The organism is Agaribacterium sp. ZY112 (assembly GCF_041346925.1).
In the GTDB taxonomy this organism is placed as follows: Bacteria; Pseudomonadota; Gammaproteobacteria; order Pseudomonadales; family Cellvibrionaceae; genus Agaribacterium.
In genome coordinates this window covers 1,338,497-1,364,522 of the sequence record NZ_CP166840.1, presented here as the reverse complement: position 1 = coordinate 1,364,522, position 26,026 = coordinate 1,338,497, and the positions used below count along the sequence as shown (strand labels likewise).

Annotated in this window: 21 protein-coding genes; 17 read left to right on the top strand and 4 right to left on the bottom strand. The window is 43.5% G+C overall.

What is annotated here, in order from left to right; genetic code table 11:
* The first annotated feature begins 34 nt into the window (after positions 1–34).
* From AB1S55_RS06085 to AB1S55_RS06055, 7 genes are all read left to right on the top strand, one after another.
* On the top strand, positions 35–1,825 hold the full coding sequence (locus AB1S55_RS06085) for an efflux RND transporter periplasmic adaptor subunit (RefSeq protein WP_370980905.1): 1,791 nt from the start codon (positions 35–37) through the stop codon (positions 1,823–1,825).
* Position 1,826: 1 nt separating this feature from the next.
* Entirely contained in the window at positions 1,827–4,001 is a 2,175-nt protein-coding gene (locus AB1S55_RS06080; protein ID WP_370980904.1) for a hypothetical protein, read from the top strand.
* A gap of 138 nt (positions 4,002–4,139) precedes the next feature.
* The gene (locus AB1S55_RS06075; protein WP_370980903.1) at positions 4,140–4,988 is read left to right on the top strand and encodes an efflux RND transporter periplasmic adaptor subunit; all 849 of its coding nucleotides are present in this window, start codon (positions 4,140–4,142) and stop codon (positions 4,986–4,988) included.
* A gap of 98 nt (positions 4,989–5,086) precedes the next feature.
* Positions 5,087–10,831: a putative Ig domain-containing protein gene (locus AB1S55_RS06070; protein ID WP_370980902.1), complete on the top strand. Its 5,745-nt coding sequence runs from the start codon at positions 5,087–5,089 to the stop codon at positions 10,829–10,831.
* 5 nt (positions 10,832–10,836) lie between these two features.
* Complete coding sequence (locus AB1S55_RS06065) at positions 10,837–12,348, top strand: diguanylate cyclase (protein ID WP_370980901.1); 1,512 nt, start codon at positions 10,837–10,839, stop codon at positions 12,346–12,348.
* 106 nt (positions 12,349–12,454) lie between these two features.
* A complete protein-coding gene (locus tag AB1S55_RS06060) occupies positions 12,455–13,747 on the top strand; it encodes an ABC transporter substrate-binding protein (protein WP_370980900.1) in 1,293 nt (430 codons plus the stop codon).
* Between the two features lie 102 nt (positions 13,748–13,849).
* The gene (locus AB1S55_RS06055) at positions 13,850–14,296 is read left to right on the top strand and encodes a hypothetical protein (protein ID WP_370980899.1); all 447 of its coding nucleotides are present in this window, start codon (positions 13,850–13,852) and stop codon (positions 14,294–14,296) included.
* Between the two features lie 2 nt (positions 14,297–14,298).
* Here the strand turns inward: AB1S55_RS06055 and AB1S55_RS06050 are convergent, their stop codons facing one another.
* Positions 14,299–15,195 (bottom strand): diguanylate cyclase, encoded by an 897-nt coding sequence (locus AB1S55_RS06050; RefSeq protein WP_370980898.1) that lies wholly within the window; start codon positions 15,193–15,195, stop codon positions 14,299–14,301.
* Positions 15,196–15,344: 149 nt separating this feature from the next.
* Entirely contained in the window at positions 15,345–16,040 is a 696-nt protein-coding gene (locus AB1S55_RS06045; RefSeq protein ID WP_370980897.1) for a hypothetical protein, read from the bottom strand.
* 378 nt (positions 16,041–16,418) lie between these two features.
* On the opposite strand from AB1S55_RS06045, the gene AB1S55_RS06040 reads away from it, so the two are divergent.
* From AB1S55_RS06040 to AB1S55_RS06030, 3 genes are all read left to right on the top strand, one after another.
* Entirely contained in the window at positions 16,419–16,919 is a 501-nt protein-coding gene (locus tag AB1S55_RS06040) for a Fur family transcriptional regulator (RefSeq protein WP_370980896.1), read from the top strand.
* The gene (locus AB1S55_RS06035; protein ID WP_370980895.1) at positions 16,916–17,338 is read left to right on the top strand and encodes a MerC domain-containing protein; all 423 of its coding nucleotides are present in this window, start codon (positions 16,916–16,918) and stop codon (positions 17,336–17,338) included. Before AB1S55_RS06040 ends, AB1S55_RS06035 begins: the two co-directional genes overlap by 4 nt.
* 94 nt (positions 17,339–17,432) lie before the next feature.
* Positions 17,433–18,437 carry a GTP-binding protein gene (locus AB1S55_RS06030; protein WP_370980894.1) on the top strand — a complete coding sequence of 335 codons (1,005 nt, stop codon included), beginning with the start codon at positions 17,433–17,435 and terminating at the stop codon, positions 18,435–18,437.
* 14 nt (positions 18,438–18,451) lie between these two features.
* On the opposite strand, the gene AB1S55_RS06025 is transcribed toward AB1S55_RS06030, so the two are convergent.
* Positions 18,452–19,096, bottom strand: coding sequence for a DUF3299 domain-containing protein (locus AB1S55_RS06025; protein WP_370980893.1), 645 nt, complete (start codon positions 19,094–19,096; stop codon positions 18,452–18,454).
* Positions 19,097–19,187: 91 nt separating this feature from the next.
* On the opposite strand from AB1S55_RS06025, the gene AB1S55_RS06020 reads away from it, so the two are divergent.
* The 7 genes from AB1S55_RS06020 to AB1S55_RS05990 all read left to right on the top strand — a co-directional run bounded on the left by AB1S55_RS06020 (position 19,188) and on the right by AB1S55_RS05990 (position 23,740).
* Positions 19,188–19,862 (top strand): ABC transporter ATP-binding protein, encoded by a 675-nt coding sequence (locus tag AB1S55_RS06020; RefSeq protein WP_370980892.1) that lies wholly within the window; start codon positions 19,188–19,190, stop codon positions 19,860–19,862.
* Entirely contained in the window at positions 19,862–21,079 is a 1,218-nt protein-coding gene (locus AB1S55_RS06015) for an ABC transporter permease (RefSeq protein WP_370980891.1), read from the top strand. Before AB1S55_RS06020 ends, AB1S55_RS06015 begins: the two co-directional genes overlap by 1 nt.
* 51 nt (positions 21,080–21,130) lie before the next feature.
* Positions 21,131–21,499 carry an SgcJ/EcaC family oxidoreductase gene (locus AB1S55_RS06010; RefSeq protein WP_370980890.1) on the top strand — a complete coding sequence of 123 codons (369 nt, stop codon included), beginning with the start codon at positions 21,131–21,133 and terminating at the stop codon, positions 21,497–21,499.
* A 3-nt stretch (positions 21,500–21,502) separates the two neighbouring features.
* Positions 21,503–21,688: an SEC-C metal-binding domain-containing protein gene (locus AB1S55_RS06005; RefSeq protein WP_370980889.1), complete on the top strand. Its 186-nt coding sequence runs from the start codon at positions 21,503–21,505 to the stop codon at positions 21,686–21,688.
* On the top strand, positions 21,630–22,316 hold the full coding sequence (locus AB1S55_RS06000; RefSeq protein WP_370980888.1) for a DUF2796 domain-containing protein: 687 nt from the start codon (positions 21,630–21,632) through the stop codon (positions 22,314–22,316). Before AB1S55_RS06005 ends, AB1S55_RS06000 begins: the two co-directional genes overlap by 59 nt.
* Positions 22,317–22,366: 50 nt before the next feature.
* On the top strand, positions 22,367–22,786 hold the full coding sequence (hisI, locus tag AB1S55_RS05995) for a phosphoribosyl-AMP cyclohydrolase (protein WP_370980887.1): 420 nt from the start codon (positions 22,367–22,369) through the stop codon (positions 22,784–22,786).
* Positions 22,787–23,161: 375 nt separating this feature from the next.
* The gene (locus AB1S55_RS05990; RefSeq protein WP_370980886.1) at positions 23,162–23,740 is read left to right on the top strand and encodes a nucleoside triphosphate pyrophosphatase; all 579 of its coding nucleotides are present in this window, start codon (positions 23,162–23,164) and stop codon (positions 23,738–23,740) included.
* Positions 23,741–23,776: 36 nt separating this feature from the next.
* Here the strand turns inward: AB1S55_RS05990 and parE are convergent, their stop codons facing one another.
* On the bottom strand, positions 23,777–25,663 hold the full coding sequence (gene parE, locus AB1S55_RS05985) for a DNA topoisomerase IV subunit B (RefSeq protein WP_370980885.1): 1,887 nt from the start codon (positions 25,661–25,663) through the stop codon (positions 23,777–23,779).
* Between the last annotated feature and the right edge of the window lie 363 nt (positions 25,664–26,026).

The following is a 26,026-nucleotide window of genomic DNA, read 5'->3' as shown; positions in this document are numbered from 1 at the left end:
AAAGCATCGCTTCTAGATAAGAATAAGCATGCTAATGGACTGCGCAACCCGCACCATCTATGAGTTCTGGCTAAAAACGCTAACAAGCTCTCACTCCAATCTTGTTAGTGCCGCTCTGTACCTTGCCGCCGAGCAAGATGAGCCGGAAGAAAACGTAAAGCTCAAACTTATCGCCCAAAGCAATAGCTTTGCCAGTGATCAAGACGCAGATAAAGCCCTACTCCTCTCACAAAATGCATATTCAAAACAACGCCTACAAATAGCTAAAAAAGACAAAGAAGGCGGCTTACTCGCCAAGCCCTTTAATCTGCAAGAACACCACTACATCTTATTACTTGAACTCTGCACTTTTAAACGAGAGCATACGACTGAGCTCCTTAAGCAAAGCCAGCATGATCTTGCTTGGCTCGCTTTTGCAAAACAACTAAAGCCCGCACCAACAAGTAATAACACTGTAAATACCCTACCTACAAAGCATATTCAACTCAGCAGTGAGTGGGAGTTATTAGCCAATTTAATAAGAGAAGACCGTGAAGCAGAATTACACCTAAGCCTGTGCAACTACCTTTGCTACTTTGAAAAAGCCAAACGCGTATCTCTCGCACTTGTCACAGGCCCCAAATTGCAACTAAAGGCTATCTCTAATAGCGCCAGCTTTGACAAAACAACCACTCAACTCCAGCTGTTACAGGCCACCATGTATGAGTGTTTGGATAAAGGATCAAACATACGAAAAACTGTAGGCACAGGGCCAGCTAATGAAAGTGAGCTTATCAATCAAAGTCACAAGCAACTAATACGTGAGAATAATCTCGAGCAAGTCTCAAGCTACCTACTTAAAAGTGGTAATAAAACCCTTGCCGTACTTTGTTTTGAATTTAGTCATGAGCAACAAGAAAACCCCAATATAGATAGCTATCTTGCCATATGTGCTCGCCTATTAAGGCTCTACCAAAAGTCAGAATATAGTATTTGGTCAAGACTATTAGAAGCAAGCCAATACAAACTTAAGCAAGTGCTTGGCCCTAAAAACTACCAACTAAAGATCAGTGCTATTGCCCTCATTTTATTTAGCATAGTTTTATTTATACCGGGCCAGCATCAAGTCAAAGCTAAAACCTATATACAAAGTCAAAACAAATACCTACTTTCATCTCCTCAAAAGGGCTTTTTAGATCGTGTTTATGTTGAATCTGGATCTATCGTAAAAAAAGGTGACATTCTAGGCCAGCTGTCTGATGAAGATCTTAAACTCCAAAGAAAGCAAACACTCTTTGAAATAGAAAAGTTAAAACGTGAATACAGCCTGGCATTAGCCGATTCGTTACGAGCAGAATCCGCCATTGTCGCAAGCCAAGTAAAACAAAGTGAAATAAAATTACGCCTTATTAACCAAAAAATACGGCGCTTAAATATCGTAGCACCTGCATCAGGAACCATCATTTCACCGGACATCAACCAACGATTAGGCAGCCCTGTTGATAAAGGAGAGATATTGTTTGAACTAGCCTCAGGAGATACCTATAAAGCCCAGATATTGGTCAACGAGAGAGACATTGCTTTTATTAAGTTAGGCCAGAGACTTAATATGAAGCTTGAAAGCCTGCCACAACAAACATTCCCCGCCACCATTAAACGCATCAGCCCGATGAGTGAGATTCACGAAGGTAAAAATGTCTTTTCCGTTTATGCCGAATTAAATAAAGAAAGTAAAAAATTGCAGCCAGGTATGTCTGGCAAAAGCAGGGTAGATATTGGTGAAAAGACCAACGCCTGGCTTTGGTTTAGAGATATCTGGCATTGGTTCTTAATAAGGTTCTGGTAGCATGATGAACATTGATAACTACTGGGAACAAATAAAAAAACTACGCCCTTCATTAGCGAGCCATACCAACATACAAAGGCGAGATTACGCAGGCGAATTATGGTTCATTATCGAAGATAAAAACAAAAACCGGTTTCATCGTATGACACCCGAAGCGATGAGTCTGATCTCATCGATGAATGGCCTTAGGAACTTAGATCAAGTTTTAATTGACAGTAAGAAAAACACATTTACAAACATTAAAGACTCAAGCTCAGAAAACGACTCGAATCAAGAATACGACAACGACGATAAAGAAAACCTTATTCACCTCATTCAGTATCTACATGTCGCTGACTTAATTGTCTGCGACCAACTTGCTAACGCCAAGTACCTTATTCAACGAAAAGAAAAGAACAACAAGCTAAAATGGAAAAGACTAATACTTAACCCTGTTACATGGAATATAAAACTCTTTAACCCCGAACCACTACTCAACAAACTGACTCGTCCAGCTCAATTAATTTTCTCCAAGTTTGGCTTCATTATTTGGCTGATCACCATCTCTAGCGGGATCTTCTTTTCGGTAATCCACTGGCAAGAACTTAGTAACCAAAAACTAGAACGCCTATTATCGCCACAAAACTTATTACTATTATGGCTTATCTACCCTACCCTTAAGTTACTACACGAACTAGGCCATGCTTTGGCTTGCAAAGCATGGGGTGGACAAACACCTACTTTTGGCATTGTATTTATACTAGGAACTCCTCTGCCCTACATTGATGCTTCATCAGCCACTGGATTCGATAAAAAATCACAACGCCTTATTGTCTCAATGGCAGGTATCGCTGTTGAACTTTTTATTGCCAGCCTAGCTATTCTACTCTGGCCCCAAGTAAACCAAGGCATCGTAAAAGACATTTTATTTAACATAATACTAATTGGAGCTGTTGCGACCTTAATTTTCAATCTAAACCCGCTCATTCGCTTTGATGGCTATCACTTTTTGTGTGACCTTTTAGACGAACCAAATCTAGCGAGCAGAGCAAAACGTAAACTTCAATCACTATGCAGGTCTGTATTTTATTTAAAAGGCCTAAAAGAAATAAAAGAATATGCACACTGGATAAGCCTATACCCTATTTTAGCTTTTATATATCGTATAACGATACTTATAAGCTTGGTTTACATTGCAGCTAATCACTTCCCTAAACTTGCCCTGATACTGGGTCTATGGTTTATCACCTTCCAGTTGTTATGGCCAATCCTCAAAACTATATACGCCACTATTGAGACCATCAAAGAACAGCCTTATTTATTAAAGCGGAGCTTACCCTGCCTAGCCATCTTAAGTATGTTAATAGCATGTTTTTTCTTCCTCCCTTTAAAACAAAGTACTCGTACAGAGGGTATCGTCTGGCTTGACGACAAAAATATGGTAAAAATAGAAGCAGATGGCCAGTTCTTTAGCGAGAAAATAAAGAACGGACAGAGTGTTCAAAAAGGTCAACTATTAGTACAACTGCAGAACGAAACTATAGAGACAGAAATAGAGACACTCAAAGAAGAGATAGTCGAGTTCACTATAAAGTTAAATACAGCCTGGAGTGAGAACAGAGCTATTGCCAGCACCATAAGCAGCGAGTTAAAGCGCCTACAAACCGAACTTAAAGAACTAAAAAACAAACACGAGAAATTACAGGTTATAAGTTCAGAGCAAGGTATCTATCGACGTATAGATGAACAACCTTTAGTCGGTCGTCATTTTAACGCTGGAGAGACCATCGCCACCATCACTAACAAAGAAACCAAGGCCAAAATCAAAGCTGTATTAAACCAAGATCAAGTCGGTTTAATACGTAACTCACTAGAATCAATAGAGCTGCGCTTTTCCTATCAACCCAATACGCTCATTAGCGCCTCGATCGAAGAAGGCCTATCAAGCCCGACCAAAGAGTTACCCAGTGCGGCTTTAAGCACAGCAGGAGGTGGTGCCTTTGAGATTGACAGCAGTGACCAAAACGCCAAGCAGTTAGTACATACAGCTTTTATAGTTGATCTAAACACTGACGCGGCTATTCCACAGGCCTATTATGGCGCCAGAGCTTACATAACGTTTAACCATAAGGCAGCAAGTGCTTACCAACAGTTAAGTCGTCTCGTTCGATCACAACTTCTCGAAACTTTCGAATAAAAACCCAAGAGTAAAAGCCTCAGTATCTAAGGCCTTTGCTATATTTACATATGCCCAGAGGGATTTATAAGTGGCGGCTTCATTCCACTAAAGCATTGGAATTAAAAGCCACAAAAACCAACTATTGAGTTATAAGATTTGACTACTCGCTTATCGTTTACGGCAGCACTGATCTTATTTAGCATACTCTGTCATGCCCAATCCCCTATTTTTGACGAAGATGCAGACTTATTAAATTGCCGCATTGAAGCGTCAATGGTAATTGAGATGAGCAGCGAAGTAGAAGGCGTTATTAACAAGGTTCATGTTGATGTCAATGACCGCATTAGCGCTGGAGACACACTCGCTACACTGCACGCCCACCTTGAACAAGCCACAGTACGCCTGCGTAAACTTCAGTCAGAATTGGTTAGTGAAATCGATGCAGCTGAGCTTGCTTATGCCTTTAGCCAAAGGAACTTGAAACGCATACAAAACCTTTACGATAAAAAAGTAGCTTCATTTTCAGAATTAGACAAAGCAAAAACTGAAAATGCCATTGCCGAGCAAGAAAAACAGCAAGCACACGACAGAAAAAAGCAGGCTGAATTGCAATACGAACGAGCCTTAGCCGATCTAAACCGAAGAACACTCACCAGCCCTATTGATGGCATCGTCGTCGATCGCTATAAACAACCCGGTGAACATATAGATTTTGACCCCTTACTTAAAATCGCTCAATTAGACCCGCTTGTCGTCAAAATCTTTGCACCCTCTAGCCTCTATGGCAAAATCAAAGAAGGAATGCGCGCCACAATTAAAACCAGCGTTTCCAATATACAAAAAACATATAACGCTGAGGTTTCATCGGTGGATAAGGTTATAGATGCGCCGAGCAACACCTTTGCAATTAAGATAAACCTAGCAAACCCCGACAGCAAACTCCCTAGCGGTTTAAAGTGCACGGTTGAATTTGAAGGGATTGAGCTAAACCTATTAAGTAATTAGAAACCATAGCGATAAGGCATATGGTTATAAAAGAAGAAAATTGAATATTATTAGAAACAGGCAGTTTCTATTACTAAGGCCTAGGTACGCAGTATTGGATGCTTACCCAAAAGAAAGCTAAAAGCCTTAAGAAACGAATAGCTGTAACTAATATTATGCCCGTAAAAAACAAGCGAAAAAGAGTATTAATAGAGCCTTTAGAGGCCAAACTATTATTTTCCGCAACGGATGATATCGCGCTATTTGATGACCGCCTTTCCGAGCATAACAATCTAGTATCCGAATCCCAAGAAATAGATCTAAGTAGCATTTATGATCTAAACGATAACACCGATCATCTTTTGGCAGGCTCCAATTCCAATGAAGAGGAATCAAGAGTAGACACCCTCATCATTATCGACTCTTCTATTGAAAATTTTCAAAGCCTTATTGATCAGCTGGGTGGCTCAAACAATCAAGCTGAAATTATTGTTATTGAGCAAGACCAAGATGGCGTACTGCAACTAAGTAAACAGCTGCAAGGATTTTACGGCATCGATGAAGTTCATATTTTCAGCCATGGCCAAGATGGCGAGCTCATCTTAGGCAATAGCAAGCTCAACAACGAAAGCTTAAGCAACTACCGTAATGAGATAAATCAATGGAGTGATCAACTCAGCAGTGATGCAGATATTTTGATTTATGGCTGTAATGTTGCTCAAAGTGAACAGGGCATTCATTTTATCGAGCAACTTAGCGCACTTAGTGGCGCAGACATCGCCGCCAGTAATGACCTAAGCGGTAATATTGCTTCGGCCAATTGGGTCTTAGAAGTTCAACATGGCGATATTGAAAGTAAAAACCTAATCACTGATAACACACTCAGATGGCAAGGCGCCCTAGGCACTAATGATCCAGAAGGCCAAGATAAAAGCTTTGAAGTCGATGAGGCTGTTGCTCACACCATATATGCTATCGACTTTGGTTTTAGCGACCCACTTGATAGCCCTTGGGATATACATACTGATGTTCGCATCACGACGCTTCCTGCAACAGGCACCTTAACGCTTGATGGTCTAGCTGTAACAGCGGGAGACGTTATTAGCAAAATGGATGTTGATTTAGGCAAGCTTCGTTTTACTGCAGGCTCAGTAGATGCAAGCTTTACCTTTCAAGTTATTGATGATGGCAGCGCAAATACAGAAGACAGCACACCCAATACCATGTCCTTTGTGGTCGATAGCTTTGGCAATGAAGCCCCCATTAATCTGGTACCAGAAGATCAATATACTGACGTCGATACAGATCTTGTCTTTAGCTCTGGTAATGCAAATCAAATTCAAATATCAGATATCGATGCAAACTCCGGCTCACTTACTGTAACTCTTAGCGCAAGCAATGGCACTATTAGCATAGGAACCCCCGGTCTTGTTAGCTTCAGTGTTGGTGACGGTACAAGCGATACAACAATGACCTTTTCGCAAACACTTGCGAACATAAACAGCGCTATTGCCACACTCACCTTTAGCCCTACAACAAATTTTCAAGGCAGTGCAAGTATCAGCATCCACACCGACGATGAAGGCAATACTGGCGGTGCTGCGCTAACAGATACTGATGTTATTAATATTGAAGTGGCGCCACCTAATACTGCACCTGTAGGTACAAGCTACACTCTCTCAACCCCCGAAGATACAGACTTAGTATTTACGCCAGCTAATTTTGGCTTTAGCGATGCTGATGGTCATAACTTCGCGGGTATTGTCATAAACAGCCTGCCTCTGGTTGGCGACTTCACTTTAAACGGAGTTGATGTCAGCTTAAATGATTTTATTAGTTACGCCGATATTGATGCAGGGAATTTAAAATTTAGCCCCGTAGAACATGAAAATGCTACCGGCTACGCCAGCTTTAATTTTTCTGTAAGAGATGACGGTGGTACGGAAACAGGCGGCAGCGATACAGACCAAACACCCAACACCCTAACTATTGATGTTAGCTATGTTAATGATGCCCCCGAAAATACCGTACCTGCAGCACAAAACACGGATGAAGAAAGCCCATTAATAATTTCCGGGTTAAGCGTTTCCGATGTTGACGCTTATACCTTTGACATTCAAGTAACACTCTCTGTCGACCATGGCATCATTAATATAGCAACAGAGACTGCAACCGTCACAGGTAACAATACTGCAACGGTCACCCTTACCGGTACCGTTGCGGAAATCAATGCTTCTTTAGCTAGCCCAACCACCTATACCCCCACTGATGATTATTTTGGTGCAGACACTCTAACCATGACAACATCAGACTTGGGCAATACGGGGGATACAGGCCCAGAAATAGACATCGATACTGTTACGATCACTATCGATAATATTAATGATGATCCAACGCTAGAAAATACAATTGGCAATCAGGCAGCTACTCAAGGTAGCTTGTTTTCATTTCAATTTAATACAAATGTTTTTGATGACGCAGACCCGATAGACAGCCTTAGTTATAGCGCTCTTCTACAAGGTGGCGGCGCCTTGCCCTCATGGTTAGATTTCACACCTGCTAGCCGCACGTTTAGCGGCACACCCAGTGATAGCGACGTAGGTGTTCTAACTATTGAGTTAACAGCCGATGACGGAAATGGTGGCTCTGTTACTGACACATTCACGATTACTGTTGCCAATGTTGATCCAACCGTTGCCAATGCCATCGTTGATCAAAATGCGACTCAAGGCTCTGCTTTTAACTTCGTGCTTCCGGCCAACACGTTTGATGACGTCGATGACGATGCTAATTTAATTCTTAGTGCACAATTAAATGGTGGTGGTTCTTTACCTTCGTGGCTGACCTTTACTCCGGGTACGGGTACTTTTAGTGGCACACCCGATGATGCCGATGTTGGCACGCTCACAATTGATGTCACTGCTACCGATTCAAACGGTGCAGCCGTTACTGACACATTCACAATTACTGTTGCCAATGTTGATCCAACTGTCGCCAATGCCATCGTGGATCAAAACGCGACTCAAGGCTCTGCTTTTAACTTTGTGCTTCCGGCCAACACGTTTGATGACGTCGATGACGATGCTAATTTAATTCTTAGCGCACAATCAAATGGCGGCGGCTCCCTACCTTCATGGCTGACTTTTACTCCGGGTACGGGTACTTTTAGTGGCACACCCGATGATGCCGATGTTGGCACGCTCACAATTGATGTCACCGCCACCGATTCAAACGGTGCAGCCGTTACCGACACTTTTACAATTACCGTTGCCAATGTTGATCCAACTGTCGCCAATGCCATCGTGGATCAAAATGCAACTCAAGGCTCTGCTTTTAACTTTGCGCTTCCTGCCAACACGTTTGATGATGTCGATGACGATGCAAACCTTGTATTAAGTGCGCAATTAAATGGCGGCGGCTCCCTACCTTCATGGCTGACTTTTACTCCGGGTACGGGTACTTTTAGTGGCACACCCGATGATGCCGATGTTGGCACACTCACAATTGATGTCACCGCCACCGATTCAAACGGTGCAGCCGTTACCGACACTTTTACAATTACCGTTGCCAATGTTGATCCAACTGTCGCCAATGCCATCGTTGATCAAAACGCGACTCAAGGCTCTGCTTTTAACTTTGTGCTTCCGGCCAACACGTTTGATGACGTCGATGACGATGCAAGCCTTGTATTAAGTGCACAATTAAATGGCGGTGGATCTTTACCTTCATGGCTGACCTTTACTCCGGGAACCGGCACCTTTAGTGGCACACCCGATGATGCCGATGTTGGCACGCTCACAATTGATGTCACTGCTACCGATTCAAACGGTGCAGCCGTTACCGACACTTTTACAATTACCGTTGCCAATGTTGATCCAACTGTCGCCAATGCCATCGTTGATCAAAACGCGACTCAAGGCTCTGCGTTTAACTTTGTGCTTCCGGCCAACACGTTTGATGACGTCGATGACGATGCAAGCCTTGTATTAAGTGCACAATTAAATGGCGGCGGATCTTTACCTTCATGGCTGACCTTTACTCCGGGTACGGGTACTTTTAGTGGCACACCCGATGATGCCGATGTTGGCACGCTCACAATTGATGTCACCGCCACCGACTCAAACGGTGCAGCCGTTACTGATACCTTTACGATTACTGTTGCCAATGTTAATGATGAGCCAACACTAATAAATCCAATTGCAGACCAGAGTGTTAATGAAGACCATGTTTTTAGCTTTCAGGTTCCAGAAAACACCTTTATTGATATAGATAGTGATGACAGTCTGAGTTATTCAGCTCGCCTTTTTAGCGGTGAAGAATTACCAAGCTGGCTAGTATTTGATGAGACCACAAGAACATTTAACGGAACACCGTCAAACAGTGATATTGGAACACTCATTATTGAATTAATAGCAAGTGACGGTCATGATGGATCAACAGCGTCAGATGTATTTGAATTAGATATTTTAGCGATAAATGACACCCCCAGCGCTATAGGTTTCCCCCCTCTTCACAATGTAGAAGATGCGAATAACGATATCATCAACCTATATGATTTTTTTACAGATGAAGAGAATGGATCCGAACTCGTATTTAGCGTACAAGATAACTCCGCACCTGAATTAATATCTAATTTAAGCATCTCTGACGAGGGCATGCTAGAAGTTAGCTATAACATCAATCAGTTTGGCGAAGCTAATATTGTTATTCGAGCCAGCGACCCTGAAGGCTTATGGATAGAGAGTAGTTTAACTATCGTTATAAGTTCAGTTAACGACACACCAATAAGCCAAGCTATCCCTTCAACTGATCTGGCTAATACACAAACAGAACAACAAATTAATTTGAACAATTATTTTTCAGATGTCGATGATGAAAATTTAAGTTACAGCGTAACCGGTAACAGTGACCCAGACTTTATCACTGAGACCCAAGTTTCCGATTCAGGTTTACTTACTTTAACAGCGGCCCCCTTTGAACAAGGCGAAGCAACTCTCACTATTCGCGCACAAGATGCCAGTGGCGCTTTTGTTGATACAACATACACTGTTTCAAAAACCTTAAATCAGAATATTATTCCTGAGCCACCAATACCACCAGCGCCATCAACACCCGACGAAGACGATACAAATCAGCCTAAGTTTGAAAATGATGATACAGGCGATCTTATTAGACCTGATGAGGGTGCACCAGACTCTACCCCACAGGGTGATAAAGATACTTCAGGCTCCGACAATCGCGATTCCGTAAATGAAGGTGATGTGTCACAAGGTAGCGAGAACGCAATTAATAACCCTCTCTCTCAGCTCGGTGGATCTACTGACACGAACTACTCCAATACAGATTCAGCCACTCAAGGCTTCTCTTTAGATACCCAAGTACAGGCAAGCATTCAAGTCACCAGCATGAACACGGCCCAAGATTACGATCGCTGGTTAAGTGAACGCTCACCTGAAGCAGACAAAACACTCAACACCGGATTAAGCTCGTTTTCAAAGCTAATTACTCCAGATTCGGGCTTTAATTCATGGCAACTTGATGATTTTGATAGAGACCTGCGTAGAGCCGCAGAGCAAATGCAAGAAAATCTAGAAGAGGAACAACAGCAAAAAGCCGTATTGGCAGGCCTAAGCCTGTCACTAACAACAGGCCTTATCGCTTGGTCCCTAAGAGCCAGTAGTTTACTGCTTACTTTGATGTCAATGCTGCCTTTGTGGCGCGGTGTCGATCCATTGCCCATACTTGATGAAGTGAATAAAAAGAAAAAACGAAAACAAGACTTAGACAACCTCGATGAGGATAGGAGCGCCAAAGAAGTGGGTTATCTGTTTGATCAGCATATAAGAAAAGAAGAAGGAAAGTAGTGCCCATGCTTCGATTAAGCCCTGCCGCTCGGCTGAGTACGGGCTTAGTGGTACTCACTATCTCTCTACTTATTGTTGCTGATGGTTTTGGCTTAACCTCCAATAACCAGCAGCAACAATTACTAATGCGCCAACAACTAACGGAGCTAGTCGCTTCTCATGTTAACTATGCTTTAAAACGAGGAGACGAAGTCTTACTCAATGCAAGCATGCAGAGCGCAGTCAAGCAGCACCCCGAACTTAAATCCCTAGGTCTGCGTCGCAGCAATGGCTTGCTGGCTTACTCCACGGCTAAACATAATACTTATTGGACCAGGAAAGATGGACGTGCAACAGCCGAGGCCATTAGTATTCCAATTGTACTCAAAGGCCGAAAAACTGCGGAGCTAGAAGCTGCGTTCTCAGAAATACCCTTACAAAAACATCATATCTTAGGTATACCTTCATTTATTCTTCTTATCATATTCATCAGTGTGAGTGGTTTTATAGGTTTTTGGTTTTATATTAAACGAGCACTTAAACATTTAGATCCAAGCGCAGTTGTTCCAGAAAGAGTTCGCAACGCCTTAAATATACTTACTGAGGGCGTATTAATACTGGATAAACGTGAACAAGTAGTGCTTGCCAATAGTTCTTTGATAGAGCACCTCAACACTTCAGAAAAGTCACTAATAGGCCGTAAGGCTAGCCAGCTTGGCTGGAAAGTAGCCCCCCACCAAGATGCAACACACTTCCCATGGATAGCGGCACTAGAAAGCGGCAACAAACAGGTAGGAATAAAGCTTACCCATGATACAGACACTGGAGAGCACACGAGTTACCGCGTTAATGCCGCCCCTATTTTAGATGGCAGCGGTAACTGCCAAGGAAGCATTGCCGTTTTTGATGACATTAGTGAGTTAGAAGAAAAGCAGAAAGCACTCGAAACCGTTATTCAAAAACTGTCAGAGACACAAGTTGCAATCGAAATTAAAAATAAAAAATTGTCCTTTCTTGCAACAAGAGATCCACTTACCAACTGCTTTAACAGGCGAGCACTGTATGACCGCCTAGAAGGCGAGTTTGATTTTCCACCAGAAACACCTAACAAAATCAGCTGCATTATGGCCGACATCGACTTTTTCAAAAAGGTAAATGACACCTATGGCCACGGAGTCGGTGATGAAGTTATTAAGATGACCGCCGACTGTTTAACAAGTGTTGTTCGTGACAATGATATGGTTTCACGCTTTGGCGGAGAAGAGTTTTGTATTATTTTATTTGGTTCTTCACTTTCTAATGCACAAACCATTGCTGAACGCTGTAGAATAAAAATTGCAGCTCAGGTCACCAGTGGTGTTAGTGTCACAGCCAGCCTTGGCATATCATCCATTCACCAAGGGGCAAAATCAGCTGATGAACTGGTACAAATGGCCGATGAAGCTCTTTATGCCTCAAAAAAGAATGGCAGAGACCAAGTCAGCACTTGGAACCCATCATTTAGCACCATCATTAGTGATAGCCAACAGAAGAAGTGAAATAATAAGCAAGAATAGAACCGTAATATACGCCTATACTAACTATAGACTCACGGCCTTCAAGAAAATTAACCTCATAACACTACTCAGGTTTAAGCATCCCCCTATGCACTTCCCCCCTATTTTTGCCTATAGAGCGTTCTTAGTTTTTATCATCACGGCTCTCTATAGCGTGTTTAGCTCAGCCCAAGCACCAGACGCAGCAGCCCCTAAGCGCCTTCATGTTGCGGTCTACATTGATGGTGGTAAACACCGCCATATGATTGAATCTCTATATGCTGAATTTAATGAGCAGAACCCAGATATTAAACTGAGCCTAGCCATACACCGAGGTATTCAGCCCTATGAGGATAAAGTAGAAAGCTGGCTACGAACCGGCCACGGGCCCGATGTTGTGTACTGGTATGGCGGCAAACGCATTGCTCAGTTTGCCGAACAGGGAAAGATTCTTGATTTACAGGAGTTTTGGGATAGGAACCAACTTAGCAAGGTTATCAATAAAGCCAGCGAACAAGCCGTTAGCTTCAATGGCCACGTTCATGCTATTCCTGCTACCACCTTGCTTTGGTCTTTATATTATAACCAAGGCCAACTCAAAGAGTGGGGCCTGCAACCCCCTAAAAACTGGCAGGATATGCTGAGCATGTGTAAAACGCTCAGAGCAAAAAACATAACTCCGATAGGCTTTGGTAGTAAAACTCAATGGGCGACCCATGTTTGGTTTGATTATCTCAACATGCGTATCAACGGCCTCGAGTTTTATAAACAATTATTAGAGGGGCAAATTAGCTATCAAGATCCACGTGTTCACTTAGCACTTGAACACTGGAAACAACTTATTGACGCAGATTGTTTCAATAGCAACCACCCCCACCTCAATATATGGGAAGCCTTCCCCAAGATTGTTCTGGGAAAAACCGGTTTTTCTCTTACAGAAGGACAACCCCAGTTTGTCCGCTTACCAGAAAACGTCGTCATTGATGTCGCCCCATTCCCAGAGATAACACCAGGCATCCCCCAATATACCGTACACCCCACTAATGTGTTTATGATTCCAACTTATGTAGAGTGGAGTCCTGAGCTAGAAAAACTATTGTTATTTATGACCTCCGTACGCTTTCAGCAAGGCTTTAGCAATTCTCTTGTTCGTGTACCTGCCCATAAAAATGCTGCGGGAAAACTATCTCCATTAAATAAAAAGGTCTCTAAGGTCGTTTACAACTCGCCGGGCGGGGTTCAATTCTTAGACCGCGATAGTGATATTCGCTTTGCCAGCAAAACGCCTAAGATCTTTGTCGATTTTATGCAGCACTTAGATATTGATAAAACCACCCAAGAGCTTGAACAACTCCGATTAAGCGTCTTTGGGCCCATTAGCTCAAAGACAGAAGTAGAATAATACGGTCAAGCTCAACGCCCCCACCTAAGCTTGAGTCATATCAAACTTAGGTGGCTAGACTTAGCTCAGGATGCAGGCAAAAAACAAAGTATCACTGCCACCATGAAAAACTTAAGCCATCTAATCTTCCCTTCACAGCCAAGAAACTTCTTTGGTAAACGCTGGCTACAAATCAGCTTAAGAACCGCCCACCTTATCGGTATTACCGGCTTTTCCGGTGGTGTACTTTTAGGGGTTGAGCCTAAATTATGGCTAGGTTTTCTCCACCTTACTCTATTAAGCGGTTTGAGCTACTTCTTATTAGATATCTATTGCAATGCTATGACATTAATACAAGTCCGTGGTGTGACCATTTTTATCAAAATGGTCTTACTTACCACCCTCTACTACAACCCAGAGCAAGCATCGATTGTTTTATGGATAATTATTATTTCAAGCATCATTTCACATGCACCAGGTAATCTGCGCTATTTCTCTTTATTACACTGGAAAAGAGTCGATGTACGCGGTGGGGCTCAAATTTGTGGCAGCGTAACCAAAAGCACTTAGGGCTAACTAGGAGGGGCTATAACAGCATTAGCCTCAGTAACAGCGGATTCAAATGAAGCTGGGTCAAGCCAAAACTCGCTGCGCCCAAGAGGAGTATCGACAGGTAAATAAGGGTTGTGCAAACGAATCAGGCGCCGCTTACCCACCCTGGCTTTAGCTGCCGCCTCTCGCATAATCGCAGACCGGTAAAGCAGCTGATCGTAAGAACCATCCTTAATTGCCAACTCCATACCTTGATTTAGCAAGGCGTGGAGTTCTTCATTATCTTTACTTACATAAAAGTACAAAGCCATGGGGTAAACCAATATCAAGCTTGGTTCAACCTCTAGTTGCTTACCAAAGCGAGGAATATCTTGCCAAGGCTCATGCAAACCCAAAGGCAGGTAGTCAAAACGCCCCCGAATCAACATATTCCATAAATAGCGCCCACGCGTACTCAAAATAAGCGGTAACTCAGAAGCTTCCAATACAGGTCTATCCCCCCAGCGCTCTCCGACTCCAGCTCTAAACTGGCGTAAACCTTCAACATTATTGACCGTTGCAAAGCGTATGCTGTCTCCCGCCCTAACAACCAGCAGACGATAACCCAATAAACCTTTAAATATAGGGATTCGTATAGCCTGTAGCTGCTCTTCAACCACCGGCCCAGCGCTCGCCCATTTCAAACTAAGCAAACCAGAGGAAACATCTTGTGTTTTACGGCTATCGGTAAGCGGCTCTACCAACTCGTGATAGCACACCTGCTTAACGACTTTAGAAAGCGAAAGGCGCAGCAAAGAAAAGATTAAGAAATCCTTTTGAGACTCTAGTTTCTGATGAGAAACGTTGATGTCACAGTCTTGAGCGTAAGATGATGAAACCGCAAAAAAACTGAGAAATAGCAGGGTTTTCAAATTCATAAAAGCGAGCACTGATTGCTTCTATTAAGCATAGGCACGCTAGTTAAAATCGGCCAGTCTATACCTTCCAAGAGGCCGCAACGCCCTCCAAAATGTAGACATAAAAAAACCCGCAGCTGCGGGTTTTTAAGGTTCAAATTACACGAAGTTTACGTGCCAGACTCTGTTTCTGTAGGTAATAACGGCATCGGCCAAGTACTAAAGAGCACAATGCCATCTGGGGTATCACATACAATACTAGTGAAATTACAAGGGCCATCCCACTCACCGTTAGCAGTGTCCCAAGTACCGTTCTTGTTAGTATCATGGAAGAATTCGCCTAATTCCCAAGTCCCGCTACCGTTATCATCACGGAAAGGCTCCGGATAATCAGCTAATAGTGGCTCGCCTGCGTCGTAAAGCTCATTAGCATTTAAATCCATAAATGGCTCAGCAGCGCCCGGAACCATAACCAACAAACCAATTGTTTCTTGACTCGAGCCATTAGGGTAAGAGTTCACCACACTTGTCCACTTCACTGTACATCCTGAAGCCTCATCAATTAAACAACTCTCTTCAAGTGCACCACCTTGAGCAGTGAAATTGGCCAAATACCCTGGTTTAGCGCGCTGCCCAACCAAGTTAGTAACATATACGTTGATATCAACTTCAGTACCATCAAAGTCTTGTGTACCTTCAACGTCAGGCTGTATCGAAAGAGAAATATAAGTGGGTACATCATTAATAGTGATTAGCACATCACTATTGACGTCACCACTGTCATAATCAGGTGCACCACCACAAGCGCTCAACACAGCAACAGCCATTAGCGACGGAATAGCAGAAAAAATACGGGTCAATTTCATGAGTTTTCTCTCAATGGCGGCCAAACTTAAGATCGCCGCGTTCTTAATTGTGCTCGATAATAGCTTAGATACTCCGTCCAAGCCAATAATTCTAAAGCACTTTTACCTAAACTTAGCTCAGAAAATTAAAGCATAAAGGCATACCCTTAAAGGATAGACCGCTGTTCTAAAAAAGTGAGGGATATAAGTCACGCTTTAAAAGAAAGAATAAACAAGCAAGGCAACATTAACGCGAGCGAGGCATTTAAAGCAGGACTAAATCTAAATTTACGCTTTCCCATAAAAATGATATGTTGTAACATATCTAAACCATAGAGCAAACGAAGCTATACGAACCTGAAATACATACCAACGGCTCAGCAAGGATAGCGGAGACATATGGATAAGCAGCAAACAGACGGTGATATCAAGGACGCAATTAGGCATGCCGAAGCTCAATGCTTAAAGCAAAACGTACGCCTGACGGAAAAACGACAAAACGTTCTGGCTGTTTTACTTCGAGCAGGTAAGGCGCTCTCAGCTTACGATATTACTGCTTTGTACAAACAACAGTTTAAAGAAAGCATTCCTACTATGTCGATTTATAGGATATTAGACTTTTTAGATAGTAGAAAACTTGCTCACCGCTTGCAGCTAGCCAACAAATACGTGATCTGCGAACACATCGGCTGTGACCACGAACACAAGCAGGCTCAGTTCTTAATATGTGAACAGTGCCAGAAAGTAAAAGAACTCAACTCCAGCAGCAGAATAAGCATGGAGCTTAAACACAGTGTTGAAAGTTCGGGTTTTGAGTTAAGTAATGAACAACTAGAAATTAACTGCATCTGCCAAGACTGCTTAACAGATGCCAAATTAGCAGAAGAATCCAGCTTATGAAAAATACCCAACTAATCGGCGACAGACTCGCCATTAGCCTAAGCCTTGTATGCACACTTCACTGCTTAGCGATGCCGCTAATATTAGTATTGCTACCCAGCCTAGCAGCCTTGCAACTTAACAACGAAGCCTTCCATGTCTGGATGGTGGCTGCTGTTATACCAACTAGCCTCTACGCCCTAAGCCTGGGCTGCAAAAAACACAAACGCTATCGCTTACTTGCCATAGGCGTAGTCGGCTTGAGCTTATTAGTGCTTGCATTAACGCTCGGTGAGCGCCTCTTTGGAGAAAGCGGTGAGAAAATTTTCACAGCACTGGGCTCTGCACTCATAGCTATCGGCCACTTTTATAACTACCGCCTATGTCACCAGCATAAAAATTGCGACGAGCACAGTAACTGTGGCGAACAGAAGAGCTAAATAACAAAGCGCTTTCAAGCCATTATGATTTCGCAGCTCGCTAAGCAACAAGTACAATCCTGCACAATCAAACAAGCCGTGATAAGCACTTTATATGACAAATTCGGAACAGCTAAAGATCTCAGGCGTAGCCACAAACATCATTACCGGCTTTCTCGGCGTCGGCAAAAGTTCTGCCATCTTGCATCTGCTTAAACACAAGGCCAATAACGAGCGCTGGGCTGTACTCGTCAACGAGTTTGGGGAAATTGGCATTGATGGCAGTTTACTTGAAGGCCAGCACTCAAGAAACGAGGGGGTTTATATACGTGAAGTGCCCGGTGGTTGTATGTGCTGTGCAGCGGGCCTTCCGATGCAAATTGCCCTCAACCAACTTTTGAGTAAAGCCAGACCCGATCGCTTACTAATAGAACCAACAGGGCTCGGCCACCCCAAAGAAGTATTAGAAGTGCTATCGGGAACCTACTACAACGACGCACTATCACTGCAAAAAATCATCTGCTTAGTTGATGCACGCAAGCTAAGCGATAAGCGCTATACCGAGCACGATACGTTTCGCCAGCAAATTGCCATTGCCGACACACTTGTTGCAAATAAACAAGACCTATACAAAGCCGATGAGCTAGAGCAGCTACGCAACTACGCTAAGCAGTACGGGCGCAGCCAAGCTCAAGTAACGAGCAGCAAGTACGGCGCCTTAGACCCAAGTTTATTGGAAGGCCCAACCGCAGCTAAAGCCCAAAACCATCACCACCATCACGATAGTAACAAAATACTGGCAGCCGACTTAGCTATGCCCGAAAGTGGCTTCTTAAAAGCCTGTAACCAAGGCGAAGGTTTTGTCAGTACAGGCTGGCGTATCTCACCGGAACACGTTTTTAACTACAACGCACTTTTTACTTTTTTGAGCGGCTTAAAAGTCGAACGCATGAAGGCTGTATTTATCACAGAACAAGGAGTCTTTGCCTACAACCTCAGTAGCGATGCATTAACTGAACTAGAGCTAGATGACTGCCTTGAGAGCCGTATCGAGATTATTGCAGAACAAGAAAACGAACAGTGGCAGAAACAATTACAAGACTGCCTCAGCCAAGCTTAATACAAGGCCTGAAGCTAATCACGGTAGCTATCGATATAATCCAATCGCATCGAATAAGCCGCTGCACCCAAATCACTTTCTTTTAACGAGGTTTTTACAACACCAGATATCCAAAAGGGGTCGTAAAGCTCGTCCAAAGCCAAGCCCTCACTGTGCTCAACATAAAGCATTTGATTGGGTGGCGGTGGCGGCGAATGAATGCAAGCACCAAAATATGGTACCAAGAAAAACTGGGTAATCGCCTGCTCATCGTTAAACTCAAGCGGCACAATATATCCCGGTATTCGAATAGCTCGGCCATCCATCTCTGCAATAACTCGTGTCGAGGCCAAGGCTTGCTGATACCTATCTTCAGCAGTATCAATTAAGCTTCCCTGAGGTTCATCAATAAGCTGATCATCTCCCGAACCCTCCTCAATGTAATTAATATAATCAGGCGGGTTTAATAGTGCCTCCAAGTCATCCTCAGGCATTAAATCCACCCAGGCGACCTGTTGATAATCAGACTTGTCGAGTTTCGCCGCTACAGCAAGCTGTTTAGTAGACTCTACCTCATGCCCTTCAGAACCTTTAGCAGGGCCAGCCCTATCACAGGCGCTAAAAAGCAAACAAAAAGACAAACTTATATAGAGATATTTTTGCAATATTTTCAGCAACATAAAGGACCACAACAACGAGGCGATTGAGCGTCAGAACAGCAAATGATACCCTGTATCACCAACTGAGTTCAACGCACCTGCACACAGGCCCATGAGTATAGAAGTAAAAGCGCTACGTTTTGCTTACGCCGACAGCCCCAACAAAGCCATTCTTAATATCAATCACTGGCAGGTTACCGCTCAAGAGCAAGTTTTTATTCACGGGCCTTCTGGCAGTGGAAAGTCGACCTTATTAAATATTTTAGGTGGAATTTTAAAAACATCTGAAGGCCACGTAAGCGTACTCAATCAGCAGCTTAATCAACTAAATAGCCGACAGCGCGACCGGTTTCGCGCACAAAACATGGGCTATATATTCCAGCAATTTAACTTAGTCCCCTATTTAAATGCAGTGGAAAACATTCAGCTAGGCACCTTTTTCTCAAAAGAAAAAAACGCCGATAGAAGTGCAATTACCACACTACTAAACGAGCTCAATATAAAAAATAACGACCACTACAAACCATGCAGCCAACTAAGCATAGGTCAGCAACAGCGTGTAGCGATTGCCAGAGCCCTAATCAACAAACCCAAACTACTTATCGCCGATGAAGCCAGCAGCGCTATCGACCACGCAAATCGCGATAAATTTATGCAGCTATTAATGGCGTTAAGCAAGGAGCAGCAAGCGAGCTTATTGTTTGTCAGCCACGATATAAGCCTCTCTCATCACTTTCAGCGCATAGACGCCATGAGCCAAATAAATAGCATTGAGGCCGAAGCCTGATGTTTTTCAAACTTGCAGTCAAAAGCTTACTCAACAGAAAAGCCTCGGTTTTACTTACTATATCAGCCATGAGCGTCAGTATCTTTGTGTTATTAGCTGTTGAGCATATACGCCAGCAAAGCAAAGAGAGTTTCTCTAACACCGTTTCTGGCGTTGACCTTATCGTCGGAGCCAGAACCGGCCAGCTAAATCTACTTCTGTATTCCGTTTTTCATATTGGCGCACCTACAAACAATATAAGCTGGGCAACATACAAAGAAATAAGCGAATTCAAGCAAGTTGCTTGGTCCATCCCTATCGCCTTAGGGGATTCACACAAAGGTTATCGAGTCATTGGCACGAGCTCAGACTTTTTCAAACACTTTAGCTATGGCAACAAGCACACTTTAGATTTTGAACAAGGCCAAGCCTTTAGTGAACTTTACGATGTGGTGATTGGCTCGCAACTAGCGCAGCAACTCAATTACAAAATTGGCTCCAAACTCGTTTTGGCACACGGCATGGCAAAGACCAGTTTTAGCCTTCATGAAAACAGCCCCTTTACCGTTGTTGGTATTCTAAAGGCAACCGGCACCCCTGTAGATCAAAGCCTCTATACAAGCCTTGAAGGAATTGAAACAATTCACGCAAACTGGCAACAAGCACCAACAACACAACAAAATACAAAAACAGAACTGCAAGCGCAAAGCATCACGGCATTTATGTTAGGGCTCAAATCCCGCTTAGCCGTTTTTAAGACTCAGCGAGCTATTAACGAATACAACAAAGAAGCCTTAAGCGCAATATTACCTGGTGCCACTCTTATGCAATTATGGCAAGTAATGAGCCTACTTGAAGGCAGCTTGCGCTTGATCTCTGCCCTCGTTTTTATTGCCGCCGCACTTGGTTTAAGCGCCATGCTAATGGCATCAATCCGAGATAGAAAACAAGAGATTTATTTATTGAGAATCATGGGTGCAGCGCCAAGCTTTATTTTTCTATTAATAGAACTAGAAGCATTATTGATATGCGCCGTTAGCATCATCATCGGTGCCGGCTTGTTAAGCCTTGGCCTAAGCATTGGCCAAGGTAGTATCACCGCGCAACTAGGCCTGAGCATCAGCAATAATATTATTTCTATCAACAACCTGTATTTATTATTAGCCATCAGTTCCGTTGCTCTTATTAGTGCAGCATTACCGTCACTAAATGCCTATCGTGTTGCAAGTAAATACTGATTCAGTCAGCGACCAAAACCCTCAATACCACTAACTAACAAGGAGCAGCCTATGGCAAGCAAAGAAGATATTATTGCGCTTTTTGATGCGTGGAACAGCGCCCTACAAACACAAAAACCCAAAAAAGTGGTCGAGCTCTATGAACGTGACGCAGTCCTATTACCCACTATCTCAAATCAGGTAAGGCATAATCACGAAGAAATAGAAGACTACTTTGTTACATTTTTAGAGCGAGAGCCCTTTGGAAAAATACTAGAAGCCAATGTAAGAATATTTTCTGATATTGCTATCAATTCTGGTGTTTACAACTTCAACTTTAAAGACGGAAGCAGCGTACAAGCACGTTATAGCTTTGTGTACCGATGGAATGGGCGCGAATACAAAATTATCGAACACCACTCATCACAAATGCCGGAGTAAATTATGAACGAAGACCAACACACATTGCAGCAAGATGGCAATACAAACGATGACAGCTGCTGCAGTAATACAAGCTGCTGCCCCCCTTCAGCTCCTCCTTTCACTCGCACCAACCCCAAAATTGGACGTAATGCCCCCTGCCCCTGTGGTAGCACTCAGAAATTCAAAAAATGCTGCGGTAGAGTATAGGCAAGCCCCTAATGGGGCTAGTACCAACATACCATCAATTGAAAAAACAAAAATCGACATTCAGTATCACGGTGGAATAGATATGCTTAAAAACAAACATGCCCGCTGCACATTGGTATTGCTGCTAATGGCTCCCTTTATGACAGCCCAAGCTCAGCACAGCCATACTCATGGCCTAGCCGTACTAACTATTGCACTTGAAAACGAGCACCTAGAAATCGAATTTGAAAGCCCATCAGCTAATCTAGTTGGCTTCGAACATAAAGCCCATACCCAGAAAGAAAAAGAAAGCGTCAAAAAAACCAAACAGATTTTAGAACAAGGCGATTCATTATTTTCATTTGGTAGCGCACTTTGCATACAACAACATTCATCTATTGATACTTCAAGCCTGATTAGTGAGGAATACGAAGAACACGAACATCATAATGCGGCCAATAAAAATCACAGCGAAATTGTGGCGCACTATCAGCTCAACTGTAAAAAGCCCCAGCATTTAAAACAACTTGCTGTAGAGCTGTTTAAAAAATTCCCCGGCATTGAAAAAATAAATGTCATGTGGATTACCGAGAGCAACCAAGGCTCCACCACACTGACACCATCAAGCCCTATTATTCCACTTAAATAATAATCGACGCATCATTAAAAGCGATTTAAACACGATAAGCAGCCCCTCTAATGAAACGCGACTTTTTTATAAAAATTGAAAATAAAGAGCACGACACAAGCTTTGATTTAGACAAAATAGTTGAACAACTAGCTTTTAATGAACAAGGTTTAATCCCAGTAATCACCCAAGATGCCATCACAAAAGAGGTATTAATGTTTGCTTGGATGACTAAAGAATCCTTAGAGAAAACGCTATCCTCACGCTATCTATGCTATTGGTCTCGCAGCCGACAAGAATTATGGACTAAAGGCGAAACTAGCGGCCATACACAATACCTAGTCAGCATGGCTTTTGACTGTGATGGTGATGCCATACTCTGCCAAGTTGATCAAAACGGTTCCGCTTGCCATACCGGCCGTCGAAACTGCTTTTATCTCGAGCTAGATCACGATAAGCGCAGGGTTATTATTCAAGGAGACTCAGCATAATGTCGAATACATGCCTGATAAAAAACGCCCGTTTTACCTCATTGCATACTCTTTAGCTCACTTAGCGCTTTACCGGCACCTTAATTGTGCACTACGCGGGTAAACCCTCTTTATGGCTGAGCCAAGTACAAGTAGCTATTCTTAGGAATTCAGAAAAGGCTAACGAACATGCAGGTAAATGACATAAAGTCTTTCAAGGCCCTGCTTTAAGAGCTAAATTCGCCAACAAGGCCTGTAAAAAAAACCTTATATGATTATCATTGACGCTAAAGAACTGACCAGTTCACACAGCAACAAAAGCCTTGTTTGCAAGCCACAAAGCTAGCCATTAATAACTTAGCCCATCTTTAATCGCCCTCGGAAGCCCACTTGCTTATGAAAAAGATCATCCTTGCTAGCAGCTCTGTTTATCGCAAGCAGCAACTGCAAAGGCTCAATATCGCCTTCACAAGCATGGCTCCCGAAGTAGATGAAGACAGCTTTAAAACGCAAGGGCTTGAACACATACAAGTGGCCGAAAAACTAGCTCTTGCTAAAGCCCAGGCCATTGCCAAAGAACATCAACAAGCCATTGTCATTGGTGGCGATCAGGTCGCCAGCTTCAAAGACCAAGTACTCAATAAACCACTAACAAAAGACAAAGCCTTTACACAGTTAAGAGCATTAGCAGGTAATGAACACCAGCTCATCACCTCACTAGCCATCGTACTAGGCGAGCAGATGCACACGCACACCTGCATTGCCCGCATGACAATGCGACCATTAAGCGATGAGCAAATTCAAAGATATATAGAGATAGATGAACCACTTTATTGCTGTGGCTCCTACCGACTCGAAGCCGCCGGTATTAGCTTGTTTGAATCGATTAACTGTGAGGATTACACATCCATTATTGGCATACCACTTATGTGGACAGCAAAAACCTTAAGCCAGCTTGGTATCGCAGTTCCCTAAGCTAGCTTTGTAGGTGTTATTAAAATAACGGTAGATCTAGCCCACTTCAGCTAGATCGCCCTTATCTTCCAACCAAGCCTTACGATCCGCACTGCGTTTTTTAGCCAGCAGCATATCCATCACCTGATGCGTATCATCACCGGGTTCCATCACCAACTGCACCAAACGACGAGTATCAGGAGCCATGGTTGTTTCACGTAACTGCAATGGGTTCATCTCACCCAGACCTTTAAAGCGCTGCACATTAACCTTACCCTTTTTCTTTTCAGCCTGAATACGATCTAAGACGCCATTCTTTTCAGCTTCATCTAAGGCGTAATAAACATCATTACCTATGTCGATGCGGAACAAAGGAGGCATGGCGACAAACACATGGCCTGCCTTAACCAAAGAAGGGAAATGACGAACAAATAAAGCACAAATCAAAGTGGCAATGTGCAAACCATCAGAATCCGCATCGGCAAGAATACAGACCTTGTGATAACGCAGCTTTTCTAGGTTATCGACACCAGGGTCTATGCCCAAAGCAACACTAATGTCGTGCACTTCTTTAGAGGCCAACACCTCAGCGCTATCGACTTCCCAGGTATTTAGAATTTTACCGCGCAAAGGCATGATGGCCTGAAATTCTCTATCGCGAGCTTGTTTAGCAGAACCACCAGCAGAATCACCTTCCACTAAAAAGATTTCACCACGCTCAGGCTCAGCCGAAGAACAGTCTGCCAACTTACCAGGCAAAGCAGGGCCCTGAGTTACTTTTTTACGAGCTACTTTTTTACTTGAGCGCACACGCTTTTGGGCGTTGCTAATACAGAATTCTGCGAGCTGGTCCCCTTCATCCGTATGCTGATTGAGCCATAAGCTAAAAGCATCTTTAGCGACACCACTTACAAACGCAGCCGCTTCACGAGAACTGAGCCGCTCTTTGGTCTGGCCACTAAATTGGGGATCCGCCATTTTAGAGCTCAAGACATAGCAGCAGTTATTCCAAATATCATCAGGAGCCAACTTAATGCCACGAGGAATTAAATTACGAATTTCGCAGTATTCACGCATGGCATCCATCAAACCACTGCGCAAACCATTCACATGGGTACCACCTTGTGCCGTAGGAATCAGGTTTACATAACTCTCCTGAGTCACTTCACCACCTTCAGGCAACCACTGCACAGCCCAGTCTGCGGCCTCAGTATTACCACTAAAGCTGCCAATAAAAGGCTCGCTAGGTAGGTTTTCCCAACCCTGAGTGGCAGCCACTAGATAATCTTTTAGACCATCTTCGTAATACCAACTGTCTTTATCACCACTGGCTTCATCATGCAGGTTCACGGTTAAACCTGGGCACAATACCGCCTTGGCACGCAATAAATGCTTAAGCCGAGAAAGCGAAAACTTAGCGCTATCAAAGTAACTCGCATCTGGTAAAAAGCGCACCGTCGTACCGGTGTTGCGCTTACCACAAGTATCAATCACTTCTAGGTCACTGGCCTTATTGCCATCTTGGAAGCCAATGCGGTGCACCTGCGCATCACGGCGAATCGTTACCTCAAGCACCTTCGACAAAGCATTAACAACCGAGATACCCACACCATGTAGGCCGCCACTGAACTGATAATTCTTGTTACTAAACTTACCACCGGCATGCAAAGTAGAAAGAATGACTTCAACACCGGGGATTCCCTTTTCAGGGTGAATGTCCACCGGCATACCACGGCCATTATCCGCCACACTGATAGAGCCATCTTTATACACCACCACATCGATTTTATTGGCGTGGCCAGCGAGAGCCTCGTCCACACTGTTGTCGATAACTTCTTGGGCAAGGTGGTTGGGGCGGCTGGTGTCGGTATACATACCGGGGCGCTTGCGCACAGGGTCCAAGCCAGATAGAACTTCAATATCTTCCGCTGAGTAATTCGCCATGGTGCTGAATGATCTACTTGTAGTTATTAATTACGAAGCGCATAGCATAACGGCGGCTAGCCGTAAGTAAAGCAAGCAAAACGCATCAATGCAGAGCCTTAGACGCACCAATATGGGTCACCCGACTAATATAAGGATCCCAACAGGCGAACAAGATCAATAAAGAGCCTTGCCAATACTAAAAAAACATCGACATAACGCCCCAGAACAACGCAAAATACAGTATCAAGCTCACGCAAGCGAACACTTTTTAAACAGAACTTAAAAGTTGGTATAATTCCTGCCAGTCTTGTGCAAGCACTTGCCCCAGTGAAAGGGTAAGACCTTCTACCGCTAACGATAGATTTCAGCAGCATAAGCCTG

Bases quoted from the DNA above. Each gene is read 5' to 3' on its own strand.
- AB1S55_RS06085 (WP_370980905.1), top strand. From the start codon at position 35: ATGGACTGCGCAACCCGCACCATCTATGAGTTCTGGCTAAAAACGCTA.
- AB1S55_RS06080 (WP_370980904.1), top strand. From the start codon at position 1,827: ATGATGAACATTGATAACTACTGGGAACAAATAAAAAAACTACGCCCT.
- AB1S55_RS06070 (WP_370980902.1), top strand. From the start codon at position 5,087: ATGCTTACCCAAAAGAAAGCTAAAAGCCTTAAGAAACGAATAGCTGTA.
- AB1S55_RS06065 (WP_370980901.1), top strand. From the start codon at position 10,837: ATGCTTCGATTAAGCCCTGCCGCTCGGCTGAGTACGGGCTTAGTGGTA.
- AB1S55_RS06060 (WP_370980900.1), top strand. From the start codon at position 12,455: ATGCACTTCCCCCCTATTTTTGCCTATAGAGCGTTCTTAGTTTTTATC.
- AB1S55_RS06055 (WP_370980899.1), top strand. From the start codon at position 13,850: ATGAAAAACTTAAGCCATCTAATCTTCCCTTCACAGCCAAGAAACTTC.
- AB1S55_RS06050 (WP_370980898.1), bottom strand. From the start codon at position 15,195: ATGAATTTGAAAACCCTGCTATTTCTCAGTTTTTTTGCGGTTTCATCA.
- AB1S55_RS06045 (WP_370980897.1), bottom strand. From the start codon at position 16,040: ATGAAATTGACCCGTATTTTTTCTGCTATTCCGTCGCTAATGGCTGTT.
- AB1S55_RS06040 (WP_370980896.1), top strand. From the start codon at position 16,419: ATGGATAAGCAGCAAACAGACGGTGATATCAAGGACGCAATTAGGCAT.
- AB1S55_RS06035 (WP_370980895.1), top strand. From the start codon at position 16,916: ATGAAAAATACCCAACTAATCGGCGACAGACTCGCCATTAGCCTAAGC.
- AB1S55_RS06030 (WP_370980894.1), top strand. From the start codon at position 17,433: ATGACAAATTCGGAACAGCTAAAGATCTCAGGCGTAGCCACAAACATC.
- AB1S55_RS06025 (WP_370980893.1), bottom strand. From the start codon at position 19,096: ATGTTGCTGAAAATATTGCAAAAATATCTCTATATAAGTTTGTCTTTT.
- AB1S55_RS06020 (WP_370980892.1), top strand. From the start codon at position 19,188: ATGAGTATAGAAGTAAAAGCGCTACGTTTTGCTTACGCCGACAGCCCC.
- AB1S55_RS06015 (WP_370980891.1), top strand. From the start codon at position 19,862: ATGTTTTTCAAACTTGCAGTCAAAAGCTTACTCAACAGAAAAGCCTCG.
- AB1S55_RS06010 (WP_370980890.1), top strand. From the start codon at position 21,131: ATGGCAAGCAAAGAAGATATTATTGCGCTTTTTGATGCGTGGAACAGC.
- AB1S55_RS06005 (WP_370980889.1), top strand. From the start codon at position 21,503: ATGAACGAAGACCAACACACATTGCAGCAAGATGGCAATACAAACGAT.
- AB1S55_RS06000 (WP_370980888.1), top strand. From the start codon at position 21,630: ATGCCCCCTGCCCCTGTGGTAGCACTCAGAAATTCAAAAAATGCTGCG.
- hisI (WP_370980887.1), top strand. From the start codon at position 22,367: ATGAAACGCGACTTTTTTATAAAAATTGAAAATAAAGAGCACGACACA.
- AB1S55_RS05990 (WP_370980886.1), top strand. From the start codon at position 23,162: ATGAAAAAGATCATCCTTGCTAGCAGCTCTGTTTATCGCAAGCAGCAA.
- parE (WP_370980885.1), bottom strand. From the start codon at position 25,663: ATGGCGAATTACTCAGCGGAAGATATTGAAGTTCTATCTGGCTTGGAC.